This is a genomic window from Streptomyces bambusae, assembly GCF_019400985.1.
GTDB lineage: Bacteria > Actinomycetota > Actinomycetes > Streptomycetales > Streptomycetaceae > Streptomyces > Streptomyces bambusae_A.
The window spans coordinates 1-22,226 of sequence record NZ_WTFF01000059.1 but is presented as its reverse complement, the minus strand read 5'-3'; the positions used below and the strand labels follow the sequence as shown (position 1 = coordinate 22,226).

General features: G+C 70.9%; 15 protein-coding genes. 4 read left to right on the top strand and 11 right to left on the bottom strand.

Going from position 1 to position 22,226, the window contains the following annotated elements; all coding sequences use genetic code 11:
* Window positions 1-5 precede the first annotated feature (5 nt).
* The 6 genes from GPJ59_RS11380 to GPJ59_RS11355 form a co-directional block, all read right to left on the bottom strand.
* A complete protein-coding gene (locus tag GPJ59_RS11380; protein ID WP_308120248.1) occupies window positions 6-1,505 on the bottom strand; it encodes an amino acid permease in 1,500 nt (499 codons plus the stop codon).
* Between the two features lie 178 nt (window positions 1,506-1,683).
* Window positions 1,684-3,600 (bottom strand): 1-deoxy-D-xylulose-5-phosphate synthase, encoded by a 1,917-nt coding sequence (dxs, locus tag GPJ59_RS11375; RefSeq protein WP_219666748.1) that lies wholly within the window; start codon window positions 3,598-3,600, stop codon window positions 1,684-1,686.
* 282 nt (window positions 3,601-3,882) lie between these two features.
* Window positions 3,883-5,154: a sugar ABC transporter permease gene (locus tag GPJ59_RS11370; RefSeq protein ID WP_219666741.1), complete on the bottom strand. Its 1,272-nt coding sequence runs from the start codon at window positions 5,152-5,154 to the stop codon at window positions 3,883-3,885.
* The gene (locus GPJ59_RS11365; RefSeq protein WP_219666739.1) at window positions 5,151-5,939 is read right to left on the bottom strand and encodes an ATP-binding cassette domain-containing protein; all 789 of its coding nucleotides are present in this window, start codon (window positions 5,937-5,939) and stop codon (window positions 5,151-5,153) included. The genes GPJ59_RS11370 and GPJ59_RS11365 overlap by 4 nt, the downstream gene beginning before the upstream one ends.
* 185 nt (window positions 5,940-6,124) lie before the next feature.
* Window positions 6,125-7,240: a substrate-binding domain-containing protein gene (locus GPJ59_RS11360; protein WP_219666734.1), complete on the bottom strand. Its 1,116-nt coding sequence runs from the start codon at window positions 7,238-7,240 to the stop codon at window positions 6,125-6,127.
* Between the two features lie 117 nt (window positions 7,241-7,357).
* Window positions 7,358-8,572, bottom strand: a complete 1,215-nt coding sequence (locus GPJ59_RS11355) for an ROK family transcriptional regulator (RefSeq protein WP_219666732.1) — start codon at window positions 8,570-8,572, stop codon at window positions 7,358-7,360.
* A 383-nt stretch (window positions 8,573-8,955) separates the two neighbouring features.
* Between GPJ59_RS11355 and GPJ59_RS11350 the strand changes: the two genes are divergently transcribed.
* Window positions 8,956-9,831, top strand: coding sequence for a hypothetical protein (locus GPJ59_RS11350; protein ID WP_219666730.1), 876 nt, complete (start codon window positions 8,956-8,958; stop codon window positions 9,829-9,831).
* Window positions 9,832-9,943: 112 nt separating this feature from the next.
* On the opposite strand, the gene GPJ59_RS11345 is transcribed toward GPJ59_RS11350, so the two are convergent.
* From GPJ59_RS11345 to acnA, 4 genes are all read right to left on the bottom strand, one after another.
* Window positions 9,944-10,873 carry a carbohydrate ABC transporter permease gene (locus GPJ59_RS11345; RefSeq protein WP_219666729.1) on the bottom strand — a complete coding sequence of 310 codons (930 nt, stop codon included), beginning with the start codon at window positions 10,871-10,873 and terminating at the stop codon, window positions 9,944-9,946.
* Between the two features lie 11 nt (window positions 10,874-10,884).
* Window positions 10,885-11,829, bottom strand: coding sequence for a carbohydrate ABC transporter permease (locus GPJ59_RS11340; protein ID WP_219666726.1), 945 nt, complete (start codon window positions 11,827-11,829; stop codon window positions 10,885-10,887).
* A gap of 53 nt (window positions 11,830-11,882) precedes the next feature.
* Window positions 11,883-13,394 carry an N-acetylglucosamine/diacetylchitobiose ABC transporter substrate-binding protein gene (ngcE, locus tag GPJ59_RS11335; protein ID WP_219666725.1) on the bottom strand — a complete coding sequence of 504 codons (1,512 nt, stop codon included), beginning with the start codon at window positions 13,392-13,394 and terminating at the stop codon, window positions 11,883-11,885.
* 358 nt (window positions 13,395-13,752) lie between these two features.
* Window positions 13,753-16,470, bottom strand: coding sequence for an aconitate hydratase AcnA (gene acnA / locus GPJ59_RS11330; protein ID WP_308120247.1), 2,718 nt, complete (start codon window positions 16,468-16,470; stop codon window positions 13,753-13,755).
* A 274-nt stretch (window positions 16,471-16,744) separates the two neighbouring features.
* Between acnA and GPJ59_RS11325 the strand changes: the two genes are divergently transcribed.
* Together GPJ59_RS11325 and GPJ59_RS11320 are read left to right on the top strand one after the other, a co-directional pair.
* Window positions 16,745-17,134, top strand: coding sequence for a toll/interleukin-1 receptor domain-containing protein (locus GPJ59_RS11325; RefSeq protein ID WP_219666708.1), 390 nt, complete (start codon window positions 16,745-16,747; stop codon window positions 17,132-17,134).
* Window positions 17,131-20,844, top strand: a complete 3,714-nt coding sequence (locus tag GPJ59_RS11320) for a tetratricopeptide repeat protein (RefSeq protein ID WP_219666706.1) — start codon at window positions 17,131-17,133, stop codon at window positions 20,842-20,844. Before GPJ59_RS11325 ends, GPJ59_RS11320 begins: the two co-directional genes overlap by 4 nt.
* A gap of 67 nt (window positions 20,845-20,911) precedes the next feature.
* Here GPJ59_RS11320 and GPJ59_RS11315 read toward each other — a convergent pair whose 3' ends face one another.
* A complete protein-coding gene (locus GPJ59_RS11315; protein ID WP_219666703.1) occupies window positions 20,912-21,919 on the bottom strand; it encodes a LacI family DNA-binding transcriptional regulator in 1,008 nt (335 codons plus the stop codon).
* Window positions 21,920-22,031: 112 nt separating this feature from the next.
* Between GPJ59_RS11315 and GPJ59_RS11310 the strand changes: the two genes are divergently transcribed.
* On the top strand, window positions 22,032-22,226 hold a 195-nt coding region (locus GPJ59_RS11310), incomplete at its 3' end, for a hypothetical protein (protein WP_219666702.1).

The window sequence follows — 22,226 nt, the reverse complement described above, 5'->3', positions numbered from 1 at the left end:
GCCGCTCAGTACTTCGCGTCCGCTCCGACCTTGCCCAGGCGGCTGTTGCTCCGGCTGTACGCGAAGTACACGCCGAAGCCGACGACCATCCAGATGGCGAACCGGGCCCAGGTCTCGGCCGGCAGGTTGAGCATCAGCCAGAGCGAGGCCGCGATCGACAGGATCGGGATCACCGGCACCCACGGGGTGCGGAAGGCCCGGTGCAGGTCGGGGCGGGTCCGGCGCAGGATGATCACGCCGAGGGCGACCACCACGAAGGCGAACAGGGTGCCGATGTTCACCAGTTCCGCGAGGTTCTCCAGGCTGGTGAAGCCCGCGATGACGGCGATGAGCCCACCGAGCAGGACGGTCGCCCGGTAGGGGGTGCGGTACTTCGGGTGGGTGACGGAGAAGACGCGCGGCAGCAGTCCGTCACGGCTCATCGCGAAGAACACCCGGGTCTGGCCGAGCAGCAGGATCATGCACACGGTGATCAGGCCGACGGCCGCGCCGAGGCTGATGGCGCCGGCGAAGAAGGGCTGGTCCACCGACTTGAAGGCCTCGGCGAGCGGGGCGCTGGCCGACATCTGCGTGTAGTGCTGCATGCCGGTGACCACCAGGGTCACGGCGACGTAGAGCACGGTGCAGATCAGCAGCGAGCCGAGGATGCCGCGCGGCATGTCCCGCTGGGGGTTCCTGGTCTCCTCGGCGGCGGTGGCCACGACGTCGAAGCCGATGAAGGCGAAGAAGACCAGCGAGGCCGCGGTGAAGATGCCCATGACGCCGAAATTGGTGGGTTCGTAGCCGAACAGCAGCTGGACCAGTGGCGCCTTCCAGCCGCTGGTCCCTTCGGGTTGCGGCTGGGCCGGAGGGATGAACGGGGAGTAGTTGTCGGCCTTGATGAAGAACAGGCCGGCGACGATGACCAGCAGCACGACGGTCACCTTGATGGCGACCACGATCGCGGTGATCCGGGCCGAGAGCTTCGTGCCCACGACCAGGATCGCCGTCAGCGCCAGGACCAGCAGGAAGGCCAACAGGTCGAAGGTGCCGCCCGAGTCGGGCCCGGACAGCCAGACCGGCATGTCCCAGCCGAGGTTGGTGTTCATCAGGTTCCGGACGTATCCGGACCAGCCGACCGCCACGACGGCGGTGCCGAGCGCGAATTCGAGCACCAGGTCCCAGCCGATGATCCAGGCGGGCAGTTCGCCGATCGAGGCGTACGAGAAGGTGTACGCCGAGCCGGCCACCGGGACGGTGGAGGCGAACTCGGCGTAGCACAGGGCCGCGAGGGCGCAGACGATGCCCGCTGCCACGAAGGCGAGGGCGGTGGCGGGGCCGGCATTGTTCCGGGCCGCGATGCCCGTGAGCACGAAGATGCCGGTGCCGATGATGACGCCCACACCGAAGATGGTCAGGTCCCAGGCGGAGAGCGACTTGCGGAGCGCGTGTTCCGGCTCCTCCGTGTCGCGGATGGACTGCTCCACCGTCTTGGTGCGGAAGGGGCTGTTCCTATCCGTACTCACCGACGCACCTCCGAAAGGCGACGACGCAACGGAAGCGGGCCGGGAGGCCCACCCATTCCAGAGTGATCTCCCGGCCCGCATGGTGCAACCGCTCGTCGTCCCGCGGGGTCCCGCGCCAGGCCGTTTCCGGCCACGGCACGGCCCAGGGGGTGTCCGGCGCTACCCGCGGAGTACGGCTCTAGTCGACGGCGGCCGCCGACTCGCTCTCGAAGCGGCCGTCCAGCTTCGCGACCAGGCCCGTGACCTGCCGTGCGATGTCCGGTGCGGTCAGCCCGATCTCGGCCATGACCTCCTTGCGGGAGGCGTGGTCGAGGAAGCGCTGCGGGATGCCGAAGTCGCGCAGCGGTACGTCCACCCCGGCGTCGCGCAGGGCCTGCGCGACCGCGGCGCCGACGCCGCCGGCCCGGCCGTTGTCCTCGACGGTGACGACCACCCGGTGCCGCTCGGCGAGCGGCGCGAGCGCCTCGTCCACCGGCTTGACCCAGCGCGGGTCCACCACGGTGGCGGAGATGCCCTGCTTGTCGAGCAGGTCGGCGATCTCCAGGCACATCGGGGCGAGCGCGCCGACGCTGACGACGAGTACGTCGGGCCGGGTGACTTCGGGCGCCGGGGCGCGCAGCAGGTCCATGCCGCCGATCCGGCCCACGGCCGGGACGGCGGGGCCGACGACGCCCTTGGAGAAGCGCACCACGGTCGGCGCGTCCGTGACCTCGACGGCCTCGCGCAGCTGGGCGCGCAGCTGTTCGGCGTCGCGCGGGGCGGCCAGCCGCAGGCCGGGGACGACCTGGAGGATGGACATGTCCCACATGCCGTTGTGGGAGGCGCCGTCGTCACCGGTGACGCCGGCCCGGTCCAGGACGAAGGTGACGCCGCACTTGTGCAGGGCCACGTCCATCAGGACCTGGTCGAAGGCGCGGTTGAGGAAGGTGGCGTAGACCGCGAAGACCGGGTGCACGCCGCCGGTGGCCAGGCCCGCGGCGGAGGTCGCGCCGTGCTGCTCGGCGATGCCGACGTCGAAGATGCGGTCCGGGAAGGCCTCGGCGAACTTGTTCAGGCCGACGGGGTGGAGCATGGCGGCGGTGATGCCGACGACGTCCGGGCGCTCGTGGCCGATCTTGACCATCTCGTCGGCGAAGACGGAGGTCCAGCTGGCGGCGGCGGTCTTGACGGGCAGGCCGGTGTCGGGGTGGATGACGCCGACGGCGTGGAACCGGTCCGCCTCGTGCTCCAGGGCGGGGGTGTAGCCGCGGCCCTTCTGGGTGAGGCAGTGCACGATGACCGGGCCGCTGAAGCGCTTGGCGCGCTGGAGGGCGGACTCCAGGGCCTCGATGTCGTGTCCGTCGATGGGGCCGACGTACTTCAGGCCCAGGTCCTCGAACAGGCCCTGCGGGGCGATGAAGTCCTTCAGGCCCTTCTTGGCGCCGTGCAGGGTCTCGTAGAGCGGCTTCCCGACGACCGGGGTGCGCTCCAGGAGGTCCTTGCCGCGGGCCAGGAAGCGCTCGTAGCCGTCGGTGGTGCGCAGGGTGGCGAGGTGGTCGGCGAGGCCGCCGATGGTGGGGCCGTAGGAGCGCTCGTTGTCGTTGACGACGATGACCATCGGGCGGTCCTTGGCGGCGGCGATGTTGTTCAGCGCCTCCCAGGCCATGCCGCCGGTGAGCGCTCCGTCGCCGATGACCGCGGCCACGTGGTGGTCGGCGCGGCCGAGCACCTGGTTGGCCTTGGCGATGCCGTCGGCCCAGCCCAGCACGGTGGAGGCGTGGGAGTTCTCGATGACGTCGTGCTCGGACTCGGCGCGCGAGGGGTAGCCGGACAGGCCGCCCTTGGTCCGCAGGCTGCTGAAGTCCTGGCGGCCCGTGAGCAGCTTGTGCACGTAGGCCTGGTGGCCCGTGTCGAAGAGGACCTTGTCCTTGGGCGAGTCGAAGACCCGGTGCAGGGCGATCGTCAGTTCCACGACGCCGAGGTTGGGGCCGAGGTGCCCGCCGGTCTTGGAGACCGCGTCGACGAGGAAGGACCTGATCTCTGCGGCCAGCTGGTTCAGCTGCTCCGGGCTGAGCCGGTCCAGATCGCGCGGTCCCTTGATGCGGGTCAGCAGCACCCGTGCCTCCTTGCAGTTGCTTGCTGGTCTGTCGAGTCTAAGGTCCCGCCGGAGCGCCGAGTCATCGGCGGGTCCCGGGCGGGTCCAGGCGCGTCACACCTTTGTCGTACCTGTGCATATCACCACGGGCGCACACGTCTCGTACGGGTGGGTGTACGCACAGGTGCCCGGCGCCACGAGGTGTGGCGCCGGGCACGTGTGTGCGTGCTGAGCGGGCTCAGCGAAGTCCGGTGCGGAAGCACGCCCCGTCAGGGGCGCGGTACCGCATCTCCGGCGGAGCGCTTACGCGCGGCCGGCCGTCTTCTGGGTCTTGCGGGTGACGGAGTCGATCACCACGGTGGCCAGCAGCACCGCACCGGTGATCATGTACTGGATCGGGGTGGCGATCCCCTCCAGCGCGAGACCGTACTGGATGGAGGTGATGACCATGACACCGAGGAGGGCGTTCCAGGTCCGGCCGCGCCCGCCGAAGAGGCTGGTGCCGCCGATCACGGCCGCCGCGATGACGTTCATCAGCAGGTCGCCGGCGCCGGCGCTCTGGTTCGCCGCCGCGATCTTGGAGGCCCAGAACAGGCCGCCGATCGCCGCGAACGTCCCGGCGATGGCGAAGACGGTGATCCGGATGCCGGTGACGCTGATGCCGGCGCGCCGGGAGGCCTCGACGCTGCCGCCGAGGGCGAAGACCTTGCGGCCGAAGCCCGTGCGGCGCAGCAGGAAGTCCGTACCGACCAGGGCGACCAGGAAGAGCAGCACCGCGAGCGGCAGGCCCTTGTACTGGTTGAAGATCGCGGCCGCGCCGAAGGCGAACACCGCGAGGACGCCCGTGCGCAGCGCGACCTCCACGATCGGCCGGGACGGGACGCCCGCGGCCTGGCGGCGTCGGGAGTCGAAGAAGGAGCCCACGAAGTACGCGCCCACGGCGACCGCCGCAAGCCCGTAGGCCGCCGCCACGTCCGAGAAGTAGTACGTGGTGAGCTTGCCCACCAGGCCGTCGGAGTCGATGTTGATCGTGCCCTGGTCACCCAGGATCTGGAGCATGAAGCCGGACCAGAACAGCAGGCCCGACAGGGTGACGGCGAAGGCCGGGGCGCCGATCCTGGCGAAGAAGAAGCCGTGGATCGCACCGATGGCCGCGCCGCTGGCGATGGCGATGAGGACGGCGAGCCACTCGTTCATCCCGTGCGTGACGGAGAGGACGGCGACGATCGCTCCGGAGACGCCGCTGACCGAGCCCACGGAGAGGTCGATCTCGCCGAGCAGCAGGACGAAGATGATGCCGACGGCCATCATGCCGGTGGCGACCATCGTGACCGCGATGTTGTTGAGGTTCTCGGCGGACAGGAAGTTCGAGTTCAGGCCCTGGAAGATCGAACAGATGATCACCAGGCCGATGACGACCGGGAGCGAGCCCAGGTCGCCGGCCTTCATCTTCCGGAGGAACTCCTGGAGGTAGCCGGAGAATCCCTCCTCGCGCACGAGCAGCCGGGGGTCGACCGCGGGAATGGCGTCCGCGGGCGCCTCGGGGTTGCTGTCGGCAAGGTGTTCGGTGCTCACTTGCGAGCCTCCCCGGTACGGGCCGCCCGGCGGGTCACGGCATTGTCCGTGGCGCCCGTGATGGCGGAGATGATCTCTTCCTGCGAGGTCTCGGCAACCTTGAAGACGCCGTTGTTGCGGCCCAGCCGCAGGACCGCCACCCGGTCGGCGACGGCCTTGACGTCGGCCATGTTGTGGCTGATCAGGATGACGGCGTGGCCGCGCTCGCGCAGCCGCTCCACCAGGTCGAGGACCTGGGCGGTCTGCTCGACGCCGAGGGCGGCGGTGGGCTCGTCGAGGATGACGAGCTGGGGCTCGCCCAGCATGGAGCGGGCGATCGCCACGGTCTGGCGCTGGCCGCCGGAGAGCGAGGCGATGGGGATCCGGACACTGGGGATCCGGATGGACAGGGTGGTCAGGAGCTCGCGGGCGCGGCGCTCCATCTCGACCTCGTCCAGGACTCCCCGGCGGCGCAGCTCGCGGCCGAGGAAGAGGTTGCCGACGACATCGATGTTGTCGCACAGCGCGAGGTCCTGGTAGACCGTCGCGATGCCCAGGTTCTGGGCGTCGTGGGGCTTGGTGATCGACACCGGAGCGCCTTCCCACTCGATGACCCCGTCATCGATGGGATGCACGCCGGCGATCGTCTTGACCAGCGTGGACTTTCCGGCGCCGTTGTCGCCGACGAGGGCGACGACCTCGCCGGCGTGGATCTCGAGTTCGACGTCGGTCAGGGCCTGAACGGCACCGAACCGCTTCGAGACCCCTCGCAACGCCAGCACGGGCGCAGCGGTCACATGAACCATCTCCTTCGCCGCCTGACCGGCGGGGATGTCGTGCAGAGAAGTGCAGGAAGGGGGCAATCGCTCGACCAAGGGAGCGAGGAATCGTTTCTGCCCGGTGCCCCCGCCGAGTGGCGGGGGTTGCGGGGCGGGGGCGCCGGGCAGAGGCGGGAGGCCGTCCCCCCACCGGGTGGGGGGACGCCGGGGGCCTACTTGAGGCCGACAGAGGCGCAGGCGGCCTGGTACTTCTCGGTGCAGATCTCGTCCGCGGTGTAGACGCCGTCCTTGATGACAGTGTCCTTGATGTTGTTCTTGGTCAGCGACACGACCGGGACCAGGACCGAGGGGACGCCCTTCGTGGTGGGGCTGTCGACCTTGGAGGTGGTCACGGAGTCCAGCTTCTCGCCCTTGGCCAGCGCGACGGCCATCTTCGCGGCGGCCTCGGCCTCCGGCGCGTACGGCTTGTAGACGCTCATGAACTGCTCGCCCGCGACGATGCGCTGCACGCCGGCGAGTTCGGCGTCCTGGCCCGTCACCGGGGGAAGCGGGGAGATCCCGGCGCTCTTGAGGGCGGTGATGATGCCGCCGGCCATGCCGTCGTTGGCGGAGTAGACACCGATGATCTTGTCCTTGCCCAGCGCCGTGATGGCGCCCGCCATGTTGGTGTTGGCGTTCTCGGGCTTCCACTCCTTGGTGTCGTACTCCTTGCCGATGTTCACCTTGCCGTCGAGGACGGAGTGCGCGCCCTTCTTGAACAGGGCGGCGTTCGGGTCGGTGACGGAGCCGTTCATCATGACGATGTCGCCGTCCTTGGCCTTGTCACCAAGGGCCTCCAGCAGGGCCTTGCCCTGGACGCGGCCGACCTCTTCGTTGTCGAAGGAGGTGTAGGCGTCGATCGGGCCCTCGGCCAGGCGGTCGTACGCGACGACCGGGATGCCCGCGTCCTTGGCCCGCTTGACCGCGCCGGCGATGGCCTTGGAGTCCACGGCGTCGACGATCAGGACGTTCACCTTGTTGGTGATCATCGTGTCGACCTGCGAGTTCTGGGTGGTGGCGTCCTGCTTGGCGTTGGCGTAGACGACCTCGCCCTTGCCGCCGGTGAGCTCGGCGACCTTCTTCTCGATCAGCGGCTTGTCGAACTTCTCGTAGCGCGCCGTCTGGTTCTCCGGCAGGAGCAGGCCGACCTTGATCGCGTCGCCCTTGGCGGCGCCGGTCTCCGTCGACTTCGTGCCGCCGGCTTCCTTGGCACTGCCACAGGCTGCGAGCGAGGCGGCCATTGCGGCGGCGGCGACGGCTACGGCGGCTCTGCGCATACGCGTGTTCATGAAGTGAACCTCCCTGACGAGGCCGCAACACTGCGGCCGAGGTGGACGTGAGTCAACCTCGGCCGCAACTTGTCGTCAAGGAGTGAATCCTTAACGAGATGACAACGGTGCCATCTGTTATCTAACTGAAGACAAGACACCGGCGCCGCGAGACCCGGCGACCCGGTCGGACAAAAGCATCGAATCACCCATCTCGCTCAGCACCAGGGCCAGTGCGCCCAGCACCTCCGCGCGGGCGCCGAGTGAACCCGTCACGACCGACAACTGCCGTGCCGCGCTGGGGATCGCGTACCTCCCCACGGATTCACGTATCGGAGCCAGCACGAGTTCACCGGCCTCCGCGAGCGAGCCGCCGAGGACGATCCTGCTGGGGTTGAGGAGGTTGCACAGGCTCGCCACGCCGCTGCCCACGTGACGCCCCACGTCCGCCACGACACGGCGGCAGCCGGGGTCACCCGACCGGGCGAGTTCGACGACCCGCTCCATCGTCAGCTCCGGCCCGTGGCTGCTCTGGAGCAGCGGCAGGACGTAGCGGGCGGCCGCGAACGTCTCCAGGCAGCCGCGGTTGCCGCAGCGGCACACAGGCCCCGACTCGTCGAGGGTGATGTGCCCGATCTCGCCGGCGGTGCCGCCGGGGCCGCGGTAGATCTGCCCGCGTATGACCAGGCCCGCGCCGACGCCGCTGGCGACCTTGATGTACGCCAGGTCCTTGACCCCGCGGCCGCTGCCCCACACCAGCTCGCCCAGCGCGCCGAGGTTGGCGTCGTTGTCGACGTACACGGGCACCCCGAGTCGCTGCGAGAGCTCCTGGCGCGGGTTGATGCCGGCCCAGCCCGGCAGGATCGAGGTGGAGCCCAGGGTCCCGGATTCCACGTCGATGGGGCCGGGCACGCCGAGCCCCACGCCGATGACCTTCTCCCGGCCCACCCCGGTGTCCTCGATCAGCTCCTCCACCAGGGCCTCGGCCCGGTTGAAGCCGTCCACCCAGGACGCGTCCACGTCCAGCGGCTCGGCCTCCTCGGCCAGCACCTGGTGGGCCAGGTTGCCGACGGCCACCCGTAGGTGGGTGTGGCCGAAGTCGACGCCGATGACGATGCCGGCGTCACCGCTGAGCGAGACGCTGCGGGCCCGGCGGCCGCCCGCCGAGGTCGGTGTGACCTCGACCGTCCCGCCGTCCTTCAGCTCCCGGACGATGTTGGAGACCGTGGCCGCCGACAGTCCGGTGGTGCGGGCGATCTCCGCCTGGGTCAGCGAACCGGCGAGGCGTACCGCCCGCACGACCCGTTCGAGATTCGCGCGGTGCAGCGAGGACTGCGAACCCGGGGTCTCCACGACTCATCCACTCCTGCCCTTAAGCAACGGCCCAGCCGTCGCCCCCCGGCCGGGGTCGCGTGACGAGACCCCGACGTCTCTCCAACTTGTGAACCCTAAGTCGAGCCTTTGGCCATCCGCACGTCAAGAGGCAGACACACGGCAAATCGGCCAGCAAGGGTCATAAGTATGAGAACTGCCGCCCACCGGCGTTTCCCGATCCCTTCAGTTTTCCACGTTTCGCCCCGGATGCCCCGGTCACCCTGGTTCGCCCCGGCCGGGACCGCACGCCGGCGGACCCCGGCATTGAATTGAACGCGTTCAGTTCAGCTGGCACTATGGGACCCGCGCCGCCGCCGACCGGGGCGGACGCGTTCGTTCGCCGTGCCTGAGGGGGGTGGGCCGTGCACGAGAAGCGGTCGTACGGCCGGATACTGGCGGTCTCGACCCTGGTGGGGTGCCTGCAGGTCGCACTCGCCGTGGTGGTGCTCGTCCTGTACGCCCAGACCCGGCCGGCACCGGACACCGCCGTCGACTACGGCCAGGTCGCGGTCGCGGTGCTCTCCGTCGCCCTCGTCATCGCGGTGATCGCGTGCCTGCTGACGCTGGTCCTCGTCATGCCGGCGGTCGCACTGGCCGACCTGCTGGGCCGCCTGATCGGCGGACGCGAGGCGTGGTGGTGGGTGCCGCTGGTGGTGGCGGCCCTGCTGGGGCCGCCCCTCCTGGGCTTCGCGATGTACAACGACGCGCCGGCGGAGCCCGTGCTCGTCTTCTGGGCGGTGGCCACGGCCTCCCTCTCGACGGGCGCCCTGCTCGCCCGGCCCCGGCGCACGGGGCTGTTCGGGCGGGTGGCGCTGTGGGGCGCGGCGGTCGTGGCGGGGACCGGCCTCCTCGGCGGCCTGGGCCTGACCTCCGGCCTGCTGCCCGCCTACGAGCCCCCGGTGATCGGCCCGGCGACCGTGGCCGGCGGCTGGGTCGACCACGTGGGCGGGACGCTGACCTTCACGGCGGACGGCAGGGTCACAGCCTCCGGCGTCGGGCAGCACCGCGCCGGCGACTTTCCCGGCGACCCCTCGCGGCAGTGCACGGGCACCGGCACCTGGTCGTACGCACGCGGGCGGGACGCCTGGACCCAGGAGGTCGCCGTACGCATCCCCGGCTGTCACTGGCCGGCGTGGCGCGTGGGCGGCACGGAGCGGGTGCCCTGGCTCTACCAGCACGTCGGGGGCCGGGATTCAGGCAAGCTGTACCAGCTGCAGAAGGCCGTGTCCGGCTCCTGACGGCCTCCGCGCCCACGTCCACGGCCCCACGGTCTCCGCCCCCACGTCCACGGCCCCTGAACCTCCCCGGCCGCTGACGGCCCTCCCGCCGCCCTTCGGTGCTGCCGCCGCCCTACTTCAGCGTGGCCGTGGTCAGCCCCGCCTGGATCTGGCGCTGGAAGGACAGGTAGACGACCAGCATCGGGATCATGGCGATGGTCACGCCGGCGAAGAGCACCGGCAGGTCGCTCGCGTAGCCCTGCTGCTGCTGGAGCTGGATCAGGCCCTGGGTGAGTAGGTAGCGCTCGGGGTCCGAGCCGGTCTGGGGCTGCATCAGCACCGAGGGCAGGATGTACTGGTTCCACTGCCCGAGGGTGTTGAAGATGCCGACGCTGACCAGGCCGGGCTTGGCCATCGGCAGCATCACCTGGAAGAAGATCCTGGTGTGCGAGGCCCCGTCGATCACCGCCGCCTCGTGCACCGCCGTCGGCAGCGTCCGGAAGAACGCGTGCATGAAGAAGACGGTGAACGGCATCGAGTAGGCGACGTACACCAGGACCAGCCCGTGGTACGTGTTCAGCATGTCGAAGCGCTTGACCATGAAGAACAGCGGGACCAGCGCCAGGAACACGGGGAACATCGCCCCGCCGACGAAGAAGTAGTAGACGAACCGGTTCCCCCGGAAGGGGTAGCGGGCCAGCACGTACGCCGCCATCGAGCCGAACAGCATGGTCAGCGGCACCGAGAACGCCATCACGATCAGCGTGTTGGCGAAGTAGTCGCCGATGCCCTTGTCCCAGGCCCGGCCGAACGCGTCGAGGTTCCAGTGCGCGGGCCAGCTCAGCGCCGAGCCGCCGATCTGCGCGTCGGTCTTGAAGGAGCCGAGCGCCAGCCAGATCAGGGGTAGGACGATCAGTATCGCCCACACGGCCAGGAAGCCGTGTGAGAAGACGTTGAGGACCGTGCCCTCGGCCCGGCGCTCCTCCCGTCCCCCCGGGCCGGCACCGGCCCCGCCCGACCGCTCTGCGGCCCCCTCGCCCGGGGCCTTGATCACTGTGGTCATGGTGTCTCCGGCTAGAACTCGATGCGCTCGCGGCGGGTGGCGCGCAGCGTGATGATCGAGAGGATCAGGGTCAGGACGAGCATGACCACGCCCATGGCGCAGGCGTAGCCGCTCCTTCCGAAGTACAGGAAGTTGCGCATCAGCACCGTCGCCATGACCTCGCTGTGGTGGTCGGGGCCGCCGCCGAACGACCCGGAGGTCATCGTCGAGACCAGGACGAACATGTCCATCGCGGCGATGCCCAGGTACACCGCGGAGGTCTGCACGGAGTCCCACAGCAGCGGCAGGGTGACCTTGAAGAAGGTCTGGCCCCGGCCCGCGCCGTCGAGCAGGGCGGCCTCGTAGATGTCCTTGGGGATCGACTGCATGGCCGCGGAGAACAGCACCAGGTAGAAGCCGACCCCGTGCCAGACGACCACCAGCAGCAGGCACCACAGCACGAGGTCCGGCTCGTTGAGCCATTCGACGGGCCGTTGCGGGTCGACGAGTCCGGTCCGGACCAGGAGGCCGTTGAGCAGGCCGCCCTGGTCGCTGCGGTAGACGGCGCCGAACAGCACGGCGAGGATGGCGAGGGACAGGACCTGCGGGAAGAAGTAGACGATCTTGTAGAGGCCTGATCCCCGTACGCCCTGCACCCCGCCGGCCCCGCCGCGTCCGCCCGCGTTCAGCATGAAGGCGAAGAACAGGGCGAGCAGGATGGTGGTCACCGGGACGAACACCAGGAGCAGCAGGTTGTGCCAGAGTGCGGCGCGGAAGACCTCGTCCTTCAGCAGGGCGGAGTAGTTGTCCAGTCCGACGAAGTCGAACACGGGCGACTGGCCCGACCAGTCGGTGAAGGAGTAGCCGAACGTCTGCACGTACGGCCAGATGACGAAGGTCAGATACAGCGCGAGCGGTGCGAAGAGGAAGCCGGCGATGAAGCCGGCCCGTCCCTTGCTCTGGGCTACCTGGCTCATGGTGTCCGTCCCTGGTGTCGCGGGGTGTCGCGGGGTGCGTTCCCTCGCGGGCGTCAGCTGCGTCGGTTGTTCTTGGCGTTCGGGTCCTGGGCCGCCTTGTCCACCGCAGCCTGGCACCGCTTGATCCACTCCTTGGGCTGGATGCGCTTGGCCATCAGCTCATTGGACGCGTCCTGGATCGCGGTGTCCATCTCGCCGTACCAGTCGGGGTACAGGTAGTTGAACGTGTTGGTGCCGGCCGCCTTGAGGGCCGCCACCGCCGACTGGGTGCCCGGCCGCAGCTTCACGTTCGGGTCCACGCCGTCCTTGACCACGGTGAGCGAGTTCGCCTGCTGGGCGAAGACGGTCGACCATTCGCGGGACAGCATCGAACGGACGAACTCCAGGCCGCCGGGCTTGTTGGCGGCCTTCTCCGGGACGATGAAGGGCTCGCCGGCGCCGGCCCGGACGGCCTCGAAGGGCAGCTTGCTGTCCGCCAGCGGCGGCATCGGCAGGAACTGCATGTCGAAGTCGTCCGGAGTCTGCTTGAGCTGCTCGTTCTCCAGCCAGGAGCCGGAGGGGATGAACGCCGCCTTGTACTGGTTCCAGGCGGTCTGCGACTCCGTGTGGGTGAGGCCGTTGGTGCCGGGCATCAGCAGGCCCTTCTCCACCAGCTCGTAGACGGCCTCGACACCGGCGAGGGCGGCCGGGTTGCCCTCGAAGGCGTTCCGCTCCAGGTTGTCGATCGCCTTCATGGCCTCCAGACCGCCCTTCTTGGCGATCAGGTCCATGATCACGACGTTGATGTAGTACGGGTACTTGCCCTGGTGCGCCAGGCCTCCGATACCGGCTTCCTTGGCCTTCGTGCAGACCGCGAGGAACTCGTCCCAGGTCTTCGGCGGGGTCCAGCCCTTCTCCTTGAAGAGCTTGCCCGAGTACCAGAAGCCGTACACGGTGTAGACGTAGTTCAGGGCGACGAACTTGCCGCCCTGGGTGCCCTGTTCGATCGTGCCGGCGATCAGCGTGTCCCGGACCTTCTTGGTCGGGTCGTCCAGCGAGGGCGCGTCCAGCACCGGGGTGAGGTCGGCCAGCTGCCCGGCCTTGAAGAGCACGTCCAGCTTGATCTTCTGGGCGCCGGAGTTGTCGACGACGTCCGGCGGGTTGCCGCCGTTGAAGCGGGTCTGGAGCTTGCCGGTGATCTCCTGGGTGCCCAGGTGGGAGCTGGCGGTGCCCCACTTCTTGTCGAAGGCGGCCTCCCACGCCTTGGCGTAGTCGTCGCCGAAGCCGCCCTTGAAGACGACCACGTCCAGCTTGCCGCCCTTGGCGACGCCGAAAGGGTTCTCCTTGGTCACCGGGGCCTGGTCGGGGCCCTTGGTGGTCTCGCCGCCGCCGGAGGCGCAGGCGGAGAGGAAGCCCGCCGACGGGACGGCGATCAGGCCGAGTGCCGCGGAGCGCTTGATCAGTTCCCGGCGGCCGAGGCCCTGCTGCGCCGGCTCCCCGGCGCCCCCCGAGGGGTCGGTCCGGGCTGGACCACGGCTCTCGGGCGGAAGGCCGGCCGCATTGCCGGTGGGTGGAATCACGCTCATGTCCTCGCCTCTCACATGGTGAAGGTCCCTGGAGATGAAGCCAGTTGCCGGAGCGCGGACCCATCGGCATCCGATGGCACCGCTCCCCGGCCGGGGCAGCATTTGACGCGGCGGCCCGGCGCGCACAGGTATAGTCCACCTCCGCTCGACTCAGCAAGATCGCACGCAAGGAAAGACCGCCGGCTTTTCCGAGTCGAGACCTCTGACGTCACCTCACCCCACCGCCGGAAAAGCGGAAGGGCCGCACCCCCTTGCGGGGGTACGGCCCTATGGTGCCGACAGTCGGCGCCGCGCCGGTTGATTGCGCGCCGCCGGGCGCGCCCCGCCTCTCGGCCGGGCGCGCGCCGCCGGGACGGCGTCAGCCGCGGATGAGGTTCCGCAGGACGTACTGCATGATGCCGCCGTTGCGGTAGTAGTCCGCCTCACCGGGGGTGTCGATGCGGACGACCGCGTCGAACTCGACACCGGTGTCGGTGGTGACCTTCACCGTGCTGGGGGTGGTGCCCTCGTTCAGCTCGGTGATGCCGGTGATGGAGAAGGTCTCCTCGCCGGTCAGGCCGAGCGAGTCGGCCGACTGGCCGGCCGGGAACTGCAGCGGCAGGACGCCCATGCCGATGAGGTTCGAGCGGTGGATGCGCTCGTACGACTCGGTGATGACGGCCTTGACGCCGAGGAGCGCGGTGCCCTTGGCGGCCCAGTCGCGGGACGAGCCGGAGCCGTACTCCTTGCCGCCCAGGATGACCAGCGGGGTGCCGGCGGCCTGGTAGTTCTGCGAGGCGTCGTAGATGAACGACACCGGGCCGTCGGCCTGGGTGAAGTCGCGGGTGAAGCCGCCCTCGGTGCCCGGCGCGATCTGGTTGCGCAGGCGGATGTTGGCGAAGGTGCCGCGGATCATGACCTCGTGGTTGCCTCGGCGCGAGCCGTAGGAGTTGAAGTCACGACGCTCCACACCGTGCTCGGTGAGGTACTTGCCGGCCGGGGTGTCGGCCTTGATGGCGCCGGCCGGGGAGATGTGGTCGGTGGTGACCGAGTCGCCCAGCTTGGCCAGGACGCGGGCGCCGGTGATGTCGGTGACCGGGGTGGTCTCCATCGTCATGCCCTCGAAGTACGGGGGCTTGCGCACGTAGGTGGACTCGGCGTCCCACTCGAAGGTGTTGCCGGTCGGGATCGACAGCGCCTGCCACTGGGCGTCGCCCGCGAAGACGTCCTGGTAGGACTTGGAGAACATGTCCTCGCCGATGGCGTTGGCGACGACGTCGTTGACCTCGGCCTCCGACGGCCAGATGTCCTTGAGGAAGACCGGGTTGCCCTCGGTGTCGACACCCAGCGCGTCCTTGGTGATGTCCACCTTCATGGAACCCGCGATGGCGTACGCGACGACCAGCGGCGGGGAGGCCAGGTAGTTCATCTTGACGTCGGGGTTGATCCGGCCCTCGAAGTTGCGGTTGCCCGAGAGCACCGAGGTCACGGCCAGGTCGTGCTCGTTGACGGCCTTGGAGACCTCCTCCGGCAGCGGGCCGGAGTTGCCGATGCAGGTGGTGCAGCCGTAGCCGACGAGGTTGAAGCCGACCTTGTCGAGGTACGGGGTCAGGCCCGCCTTGTCGAAGTAGTCGGTGACGACCTTCGAGCCCGGGGCGAGGGTGGTCTTGACCCACGGCTTGCGGGTCAGGCCCTTCTCCACGGCCTTCTTCGCGACGAGCGCGGCGGCGACCATGACGTACGGGTTCGAGGTGTTGGTGCAGGAGGTGATCGCGGCGACGGTGACGGCGCCGTGGTCGATCTCGTACGTCGAGCCGTCGGGGGCGGTCACGACGACCGGCTTCGACGGGGCGCCGTTCGGGTGGTTCACCGGGGCGTCGGAGGCCGGGAAGGACTCGAGGCCGGCCTCGTCGGCGGCGGTGACGTAGTTGCGGACGTCCTGGGCGAACTGCGTGGCGGCGTTCGCGAGGACGATGCGGTCCTGCGGGCGCTTCGGGCCGGCGATCGACGGGACGACGGTGGAGAGGTCGAGCTCCAGCTTCTCGGAGAAGTCGGGCTCGGCGGCCGGGTCGAGCCAGAGGCCCTGCTCCTTGGCGTACGCCTCGACGAGCGCGACCTGCTGCTCGGAGCGGCCGGTGAGCTTGAGGTAGTTCAGGGTCTCGCCGTCGATCGGGAAGACCGCGGCGGTGGAGCCGAACTCGGGCGACATGTTGCCGATGGTGGCGCGGTTCGCGAGCGAGGTGGCGGCGACGCCCTCACCGTAGAACTCGACGAACTTGCCGACGACGCCGTGCTTGCGCAGCATCTCGGTGATCGTGAGCACCAGGTCGGTGGCGGTGGTGCCGGTGGGCAGCTCGCCGGTCAGCTTGAAGCCGACGACGCGCGGGATGAGCATGGAGACCGGCTGGCCGAGCATGGCGGCCTCGGCCTCGATGCCGCCGACGCCCCAGCCGAGCACACCGAGGCCGTTGACCATGGTGGTGTGGGAGTCGGTGCCGACGAGGGTGTCGGGGTACGCCTGGCCGTTACGGACCATGACGGTGCGGGCCAGGTGCTCGATGTTCACCTGGTGGACGATGCCGGTGCCCGGCGGGACGACCTTGAAGTCGTCGAACGCGGTCTGGCCCCAGCGCAGGAACTGGTAGCGCTCCTTGTTGCGGCCGTACTCCAGCTCGACGTTCTGCGCGAAGGCGTCGTTGGTGCCGAACTTGTCGGCGATGACGGAGTGGTCGATGACCATCTCGGCCGGGGACAGCGGGTTGATCTTCGCCGGGTCGCCGCCGAGCGCGGCGACGGCCTCGCGCATGGTGGCGAGGTCGACGACACAGGGCACACCGGTGAAGTCCTGCATGATCACGCGGGCCGGGGTGAACTGGATCTCCTGGCTGGGCTGGGCCTGCGAGTCCCAGTTGCCGAGCGCCCGGATGTGGTCGGCGGTGATGTTCGCGCCGTCCTCGGTGCGGAGCAGGTTCTCCAGCAGCACCTTCAGGCTGTACGGCAGGCGGGCCGAGCCCTCAACCTTGTCCAGCCGGAAGATCTCGTACGACTCGTCGCCCACCTGCAGCGTGCTGCGGGCGTCGAAGCTGTTCGCCGACACGACAGTCTCCTTCATGCATGAATTTCGCGCGTTCTACCGCATCCTGCCGCCACGCCCCTGGGCCAATCCGCTAAGGTAGGGCTAAGTTAGGTAACCCTTACCAACGGGGGCGGCTGCGGTACGCCTTCGGCAGATATCTCGATGTCGAGATAACTCTAGTACATGGCCGCGCCGAAGGTCTGCACAGGCCCGGATGAGCTTGGCCATTCGGCCCACACCGCGTGCTCTCCCTCCGTACACTGCAGCCCGACACAAGGCTCCGGGGGGACGGCACATGGCCGGCGCGTTCATCAGTCACCGCAGCTCGGACAAGGCGCGGGCCGAGGCCCTCGGCCTGGAACTGACCGCCCGGGGGCACCGGGTCTGGCTGGACCTGTGGGAGATCGGGATCGGCGACTCGATCGTGGCCCGTATCGACGCCGGCCTGGCGGACGCCTCCCACCTGGTGCTCTGCCTCTCCGACGACGCGACCCGGGCCCCCTGGATGGACCGCGAGTGGATGTCGGCGCTGGCCCGCCAGCTGACCGGGGCCGGCATCACCGTGCTCCCCGCCCGGCTGACCGGTGGCGACCCGCCCGCGATCCTGGCCGACATCCGGTACGCCGACCTGGTGGCGGACTGGGACGCGGCGGTGGCGGAGCTCGACCGGGCGTTACGCCCGTGAGCGGTGCCCAGCAGGTCTACATCGTCGCGGCGGACGGCGAGGCGGAGCTGGCCGAACGCCTGGCGGTCCCGCTGCGCGGGGCCGGGTACGCGGTCACGCACAACGGCACCGTCCGGGTCGGCGACTCGATCGTGGAGGAGGCCACCCGGTCGCTGGCCCGGCGGGCGGCCGTGGTGCTGTGCGCGACCGCCAAGGCCGTCGGCACGAACTGGACCCACAAGATCGTGAACGCGGCGCACGCGGGTCCGGGGCGGGTGTTCGTCGTGCAGATGGAGGAGGACGTCCACACCGCGGCCCTCGCCGTGAACACCGTCGTGGCCCGCTACGACCAGGACGCGGAGCGGGCCGTCGCGGACCTGCTGGAGGCGCTGCGCGCGCACTTCCCGCCGCCGGCTCCCCCGCCGCCTCTCCCGGCCGCTCCCGCGGTATCCCTCGCGTCCCTTACGTCCCTCGCGTCCTTCAACGCAGGCGCGGCGGGGCTGCCCGGCCACGCCCCCGCCCCGCTCCAGTTCCTGGACCACCCCAGCGGTGTCACCGCGTACGACGACGAGGCGCTGCGCGCCTTCCGCGGCGACCTGCGGGAGGAGGTCCGCGCCGGCTACCCGGCCTCCCTGACCGCCGGTGAGTTCCTCGGCCGGGCGGGTGTGTCGGCCGGCGGTGTGCTGACCCGGACCGGCGCCCTCCTCTTCGCCCGGTACCCCGGCCCCCAGACCGCCCGTTCGATGGTGAAGTGCGTGCGGTACTTCGGCACCGACCGCTCGGCCGCCCGGGAGTCGCTCACCCTGGAGGGCCCGCTGGCCGAGGTGATCGTCGGCGCCCGGGCCTTCGTCGCCGACCGGGTCCGCCGGGGCGAGCGCCCCACCGCGGACACGGCCAGGGCGGAGGACGCGTACGACTACCCGATGATCGCCGTCCGCGAGATCATCGCCAACGCCGTCGTACACCGCGACTACGCCCGGGACGACGCCTGCGTGCACGTCCGGCTCTTCGAGGACCGGCTGGAGATCAGCAGCCCGGGCGGCTGGTACGGGCGCGAGGTCGGCACCGGCCCGATGGACCTCGGCGCGCTGGAGGGCCAGTCCACCAAGCGCAACTTCCAGCTGGCCCGGCTGCTGTCCTGGACCCGGCTGGTCGAGGGCGAGGGCAGCGGCATCCCGACGGCGCTGGCCGACTGCGCGGACACGGGGGCGGGCCGGCCGAGCGTGGTGGAGGAGGGCGGGTTCGTGACCGTGACGGTCCGGCCCCTGGAGGCGGTCGCCGTGCGGCGCGGGCCCGCCGGGCCGGAGTTCCCGTTGCGGATCGGGGTCGTACCGCGCCAGGCGGACCGCTACCAGGCCCGGGCCCTGGAGCAGGAGGTCCGCGATGCCCTGGCCGAGGGCCTGGACGTCTTCCTGACCGGCCTGGGAGGCGTGGGCAAGACCCAGCTGGCGGCCCATCAGGCACGTGAGCTGTGGGCGGCGGGACGGCTGGACCTCCTGCTGTGGGTGCCGGCCGGCGACCGGGAGGCGGTCGTACGCGGCTACGCCCAGGCGGCGGCGGTCCTGGACCCGGGCCTGCGGGAGCGGGACCCGGAGGCGGCGGCGAACCTGCTGCTCGCCCGCCTGGCCCGGGGGGACCTGAACTGGCTCGTGGTCCTGGACGACGTCGTCGACCCGTCCGGCCTGACGGGCCTGTGGCCGCCGGACACCCCCTGCGGCAGCGTCCTGGCCACGGCACGGCGGCACGACGCCTCCCTGAGCGGGGAGCTGCGCAGGGTGCTCCCCGTCGGTTCCTTCGCCCCGCTGGAGTCGCGGGCCTACCTCACCGCGAAGTTCGCCTCGGCCGGCAGGGTCGAACAGCCCGAGTATCTGCAGGGGCTGGCGGAGCAGCTGAGCCACGTCCCGCTGGCCCTGGCGCAGGCGGCCGCGTACATGATCGACGCGGACCTCGACATCGCCACGTACCTCGACCTCCTCCTGCAGCACCGGCTGGACGACGTCCTGCCCGACTCCGCCAGCCTGCCGGACGACCAGCCGGCGACCGTGTCGGCGACGGTGTCCCTGGCGATCGGCCAGGCCGACCGGATGCGGCCCGCCGGGGTGGCCCGGCCGCTGCTGGAACTCGCCTCGGTGCTGGCGGCGAGCGGCATCCCGGTCTCCCTGCTGCTGGGCCCGCCCGCGCTCCGGTACCTCACGGCCCGGACGGGACGGGAGGTGGACCGGCTGTCGGCGCAGCTGGCGCTGCGCTCGCTGCACCGGCTGGGGCTGGTCACCCTGGCGGCCGACACCGTCGAGGTGCACCGGCTCGTGCAGCGGGTGAGCGCCGAGGACCTGTCGCCGGACGCCTTCGACGAGGCGGTACGGGCGGCGGGCGACGCCTTGACGGACGCCTGGCCCGAGATCGAGGCCGACCCGGCGGAGGCGCAGGCGCTACGGGCCAACGCGCGGGCCCTGGTGGGGATGGGGCTGGCGCTGTTCGCCCTGTGCGAGGACCCCCCGCACCCGGTGCTGCTGCGGCTCGCACGGAGCATCGGCGAGGCGATGCCGGCGAGCGCGGCCGCGTACCTGGAGCCGGTGTGCGCCGTCGCCGCCGTGGAGCTGGGCCCCGACCATCCGCGCACGCTGGAGTTCCGGGCCCACCGGGCCACGTGCCAGGCCGATGCGGGGGACGTGGCGGGGGCGGCGACGGCCCTGTCGCAGATCGTGGCCGACCAGACCCGCGTCCTGGGGGCCGCACACCCGGACACCCTGACGACCGCGCACAGCCTGGCCTGGGCCCTGGGCCAGTCCGGGGACGCGGAGGGGGCCGTGGGCATCCTGGCCGCGGTGCTCCCCGATGCGGTGGAGGCCCTCGGACCGCACCACCCGGACACCCTGACGATCCGGAGCAGCCTGGCCTTCTGGAGGGGCGAGACGGGCGATCCGGCGGGCGCGGTCGCGCAGTACGAGGAGGTGCTGGCCGCCCGCCGCTTCGCACTCGGGGACGAGCACCCCCAGGTCTTCGCCACCCGCAGCAACCTGGCGTCGGCGCTGGGGCAGAGCGGGAACCTCACCGAGGCCGTCGCCCTGTCGAAGGACCTCCTGAAGGACGAGCTGCGGGTGCTGGGACCCGACCACCCCAGCACCCTGCTCACCCGGAACAACCTCGCGAGCTGGCTGGGCCAGAGCGGGGACCACGCCACGGCCCTCCGGCTCCAGCGCCAGTTGCTGGCCGACCAGGAGCGGGTCCTGGGGCCCGACCACCCCAACACGCTGACGTCCCGCAACAATCTGGCCACCTGGACCGGGATGGACGGCAGCAGCATCGACGCCGCCCGGAGCCTGATCACGCTCGTGGCCGACCAGAACCGTGTCCTGGGCCCGCACCACCGGGAGGCGGTCAGCACACGCAAGAACCTCGCACGGTGGCTGGGCACGGCCCTGGAGGAGCAGAAGGCCGCTCCGCGCAAGGCTGCCCGGATCACGGCGGGTCTGGACCCGGAGCTGGCACGGCGGGTGCGCCGCCGGCTCTCCGACCCCGAGGTGAACGCACCCCCGTGGCAGGACCTCGTGGACGAGGCGGTCGCGCGAACGGCCGAGGACCTGCTGGGCGAACTGCTCGACCTGGCGGCCGAGCCCGCGGCGCAGCGCGGGGTGCACATCGGCGCGGTGACCAACTCCGCCATGGCCGTCGGGGCGCACGTCTCCATCGCCGGCGGCGTCGCCAACACCGGCATCATCTCCGGCGATTGAGCGGCGGGGCGACGGGCGCGTCGGCGGGCGGGCGCGGAGGTGGACGGGCACGGAGGCGGGCTGCCGGTCACCGCCGCGACGAGGCCCGGGCCAGCAGCTCCGCCGGGACGGTGAGGCCGCCGGTGGCCACGGGCTCTCCCGACTCGACGAGGTCGACGAGGGCGGACACCGCGGTCTCCGCGATGACCTCGGGGTTCAGGGTCACCGTGGTCACCGGGGGGTCGCAGGCCGCGTACGCCGGGTCCTCGCTGGCGCAGACCACCAGCAGCCGCTCGGGGACGGCGAGGCCGTGCCGGGCGGCGGCGGCCAGGGCCTGGCGGCCGCCCGGGTCGTAGAGGGAGTAGACCGCGTCCGCCGCACCGTCGGCGAAGGCCCGGTCGAAGGCGTGGCCGGGGCCGTCGTGCGGGTCGAACGGGACCAGCAGCGCGGGGCGGCCGTGCTCGGCGGACCACTGCCGGTACGCCTCGGTCACCGCGTGCGTGAAGTACTCGGCCCCGAAACCGCAGTGCAGGGCGATCCGCCGGGCACCGGCCGCCGCGAGATGGTCGAGGACGGTGCGGGTGGTGGCCGTGTGGTCGTTGTCGACCCAGAGGTCGGCGGGGCGCGGGTCGGTGGGCCGGCCGTCGAAGACGACCGGGATACCGCGGGCGCGCAGCGCGCGCAGCACGGGATCGCCCTGCGGGCTGTCGAGCAGCAGCATGCCGTCGACGGCGAGGGTGTGCCACAGGCTCTCGGCGCCGCGGTCGGCCGGGAGGGCGGTCAGGGCGTAGCCGCGGGCGTGGGCGGCGGAGGTGGCCGCCGTCAGCCAGCGGGAGAAGTAGCTGACGGCGACGAAGTTCCAGGCGGAACCGGCGAACGTGGTGACCGCCAGGCCCAGGGTCCGGGTGCGGACGCGGGGCGCGTACGGGGCGCCGTAGCCGAGCCGGGTCGCGACCTCGCGCACCCGCCGGCGGGTGCCCTCGGCGAGCCGGCCGGTGCCGTTGAGGGCGTGCGAGACCGTCGCGGTGGACACCTCCGCGGCGCGTGCGATGTCGGCGAGGGTCGTCGTCGGTCCGGGCCCGGGCACGCGGACCATCGTACGGATTCCGTGGCGGGGGCCGGGTTCTGGTTAAGGCCTTAATCATCCACTGTCCTGCCCACAGCCGAGGTTGGGAGTTCGGGAATGGGGATGGGGATGGGGAGTGGGCATGGCGTCTGATGAATCCCGTAGCGGGTCCGGCCGTACGGCGGGCACGGGCACGGCGGGCACGGGCAGGGCTGGCACGGCGGGCACGGCGGGCGGGGAGGGCACGGCGGGCGGGGAGGGCACGGCGGCCGGTGAGGGCCGGGGCTTCGTGTCCCGGCGGGGGGTGCTCGGGGTGGTCGGGGCCGCCGGGCTCGTC

Coding starts and splice junctions, on each gene's coding strand:
- GPJ59_RS11365 (WP_219666739.1), bottom strand. CDS start 5,939: ATGGTTCATGTGACCGCTGCGCCCGTGCTGGCGTTGCGAGGGGTCTCG.
- GPJ59_RS11360 (WP_219666734.1), bottom strand. CDS start 7,240: ATGAACACGCGTATGCGCAGAGCCGCCGTAGCCGTCGCCGCCGCCGCA.
- GPJ59_RS11345 (WP_219666729.1), bottom strand. CDS start 10,873: ATGACCACAGTGATCAAGGCCCCGGGCGAGGGGGCCGCAGAGCGGTCG.
- GPJ59_RS11340 (WP_219666726.1), bottom strand. CDS start 11,829: ATGAGCCAGGTAGCCCAGAGCAAGGGACGGGCCGGCTTCATCGCCGGC.
- ngcE (WP_219666725.1), bottom strand. CDS start 13,394: ATGAGCGTGATTCCACCCACCGGCAATGCGGCCGGCCTTCCGCCCGAG.
- GPJ59_RS11325 (WP_219666708.1), top strand. CDS start 16,745: ATGGCCGGCGCGTTCATCAGTCACCGCAGCTCGGACAAGGCGCGGGCC.
- GPJ59_RS11315 (WP_219666703.1), bottom strand. CDS start 21,919: ATGGTCCGCGTGCCCGGGCCCGGACCGACGACGACCCTCGCCGACATC.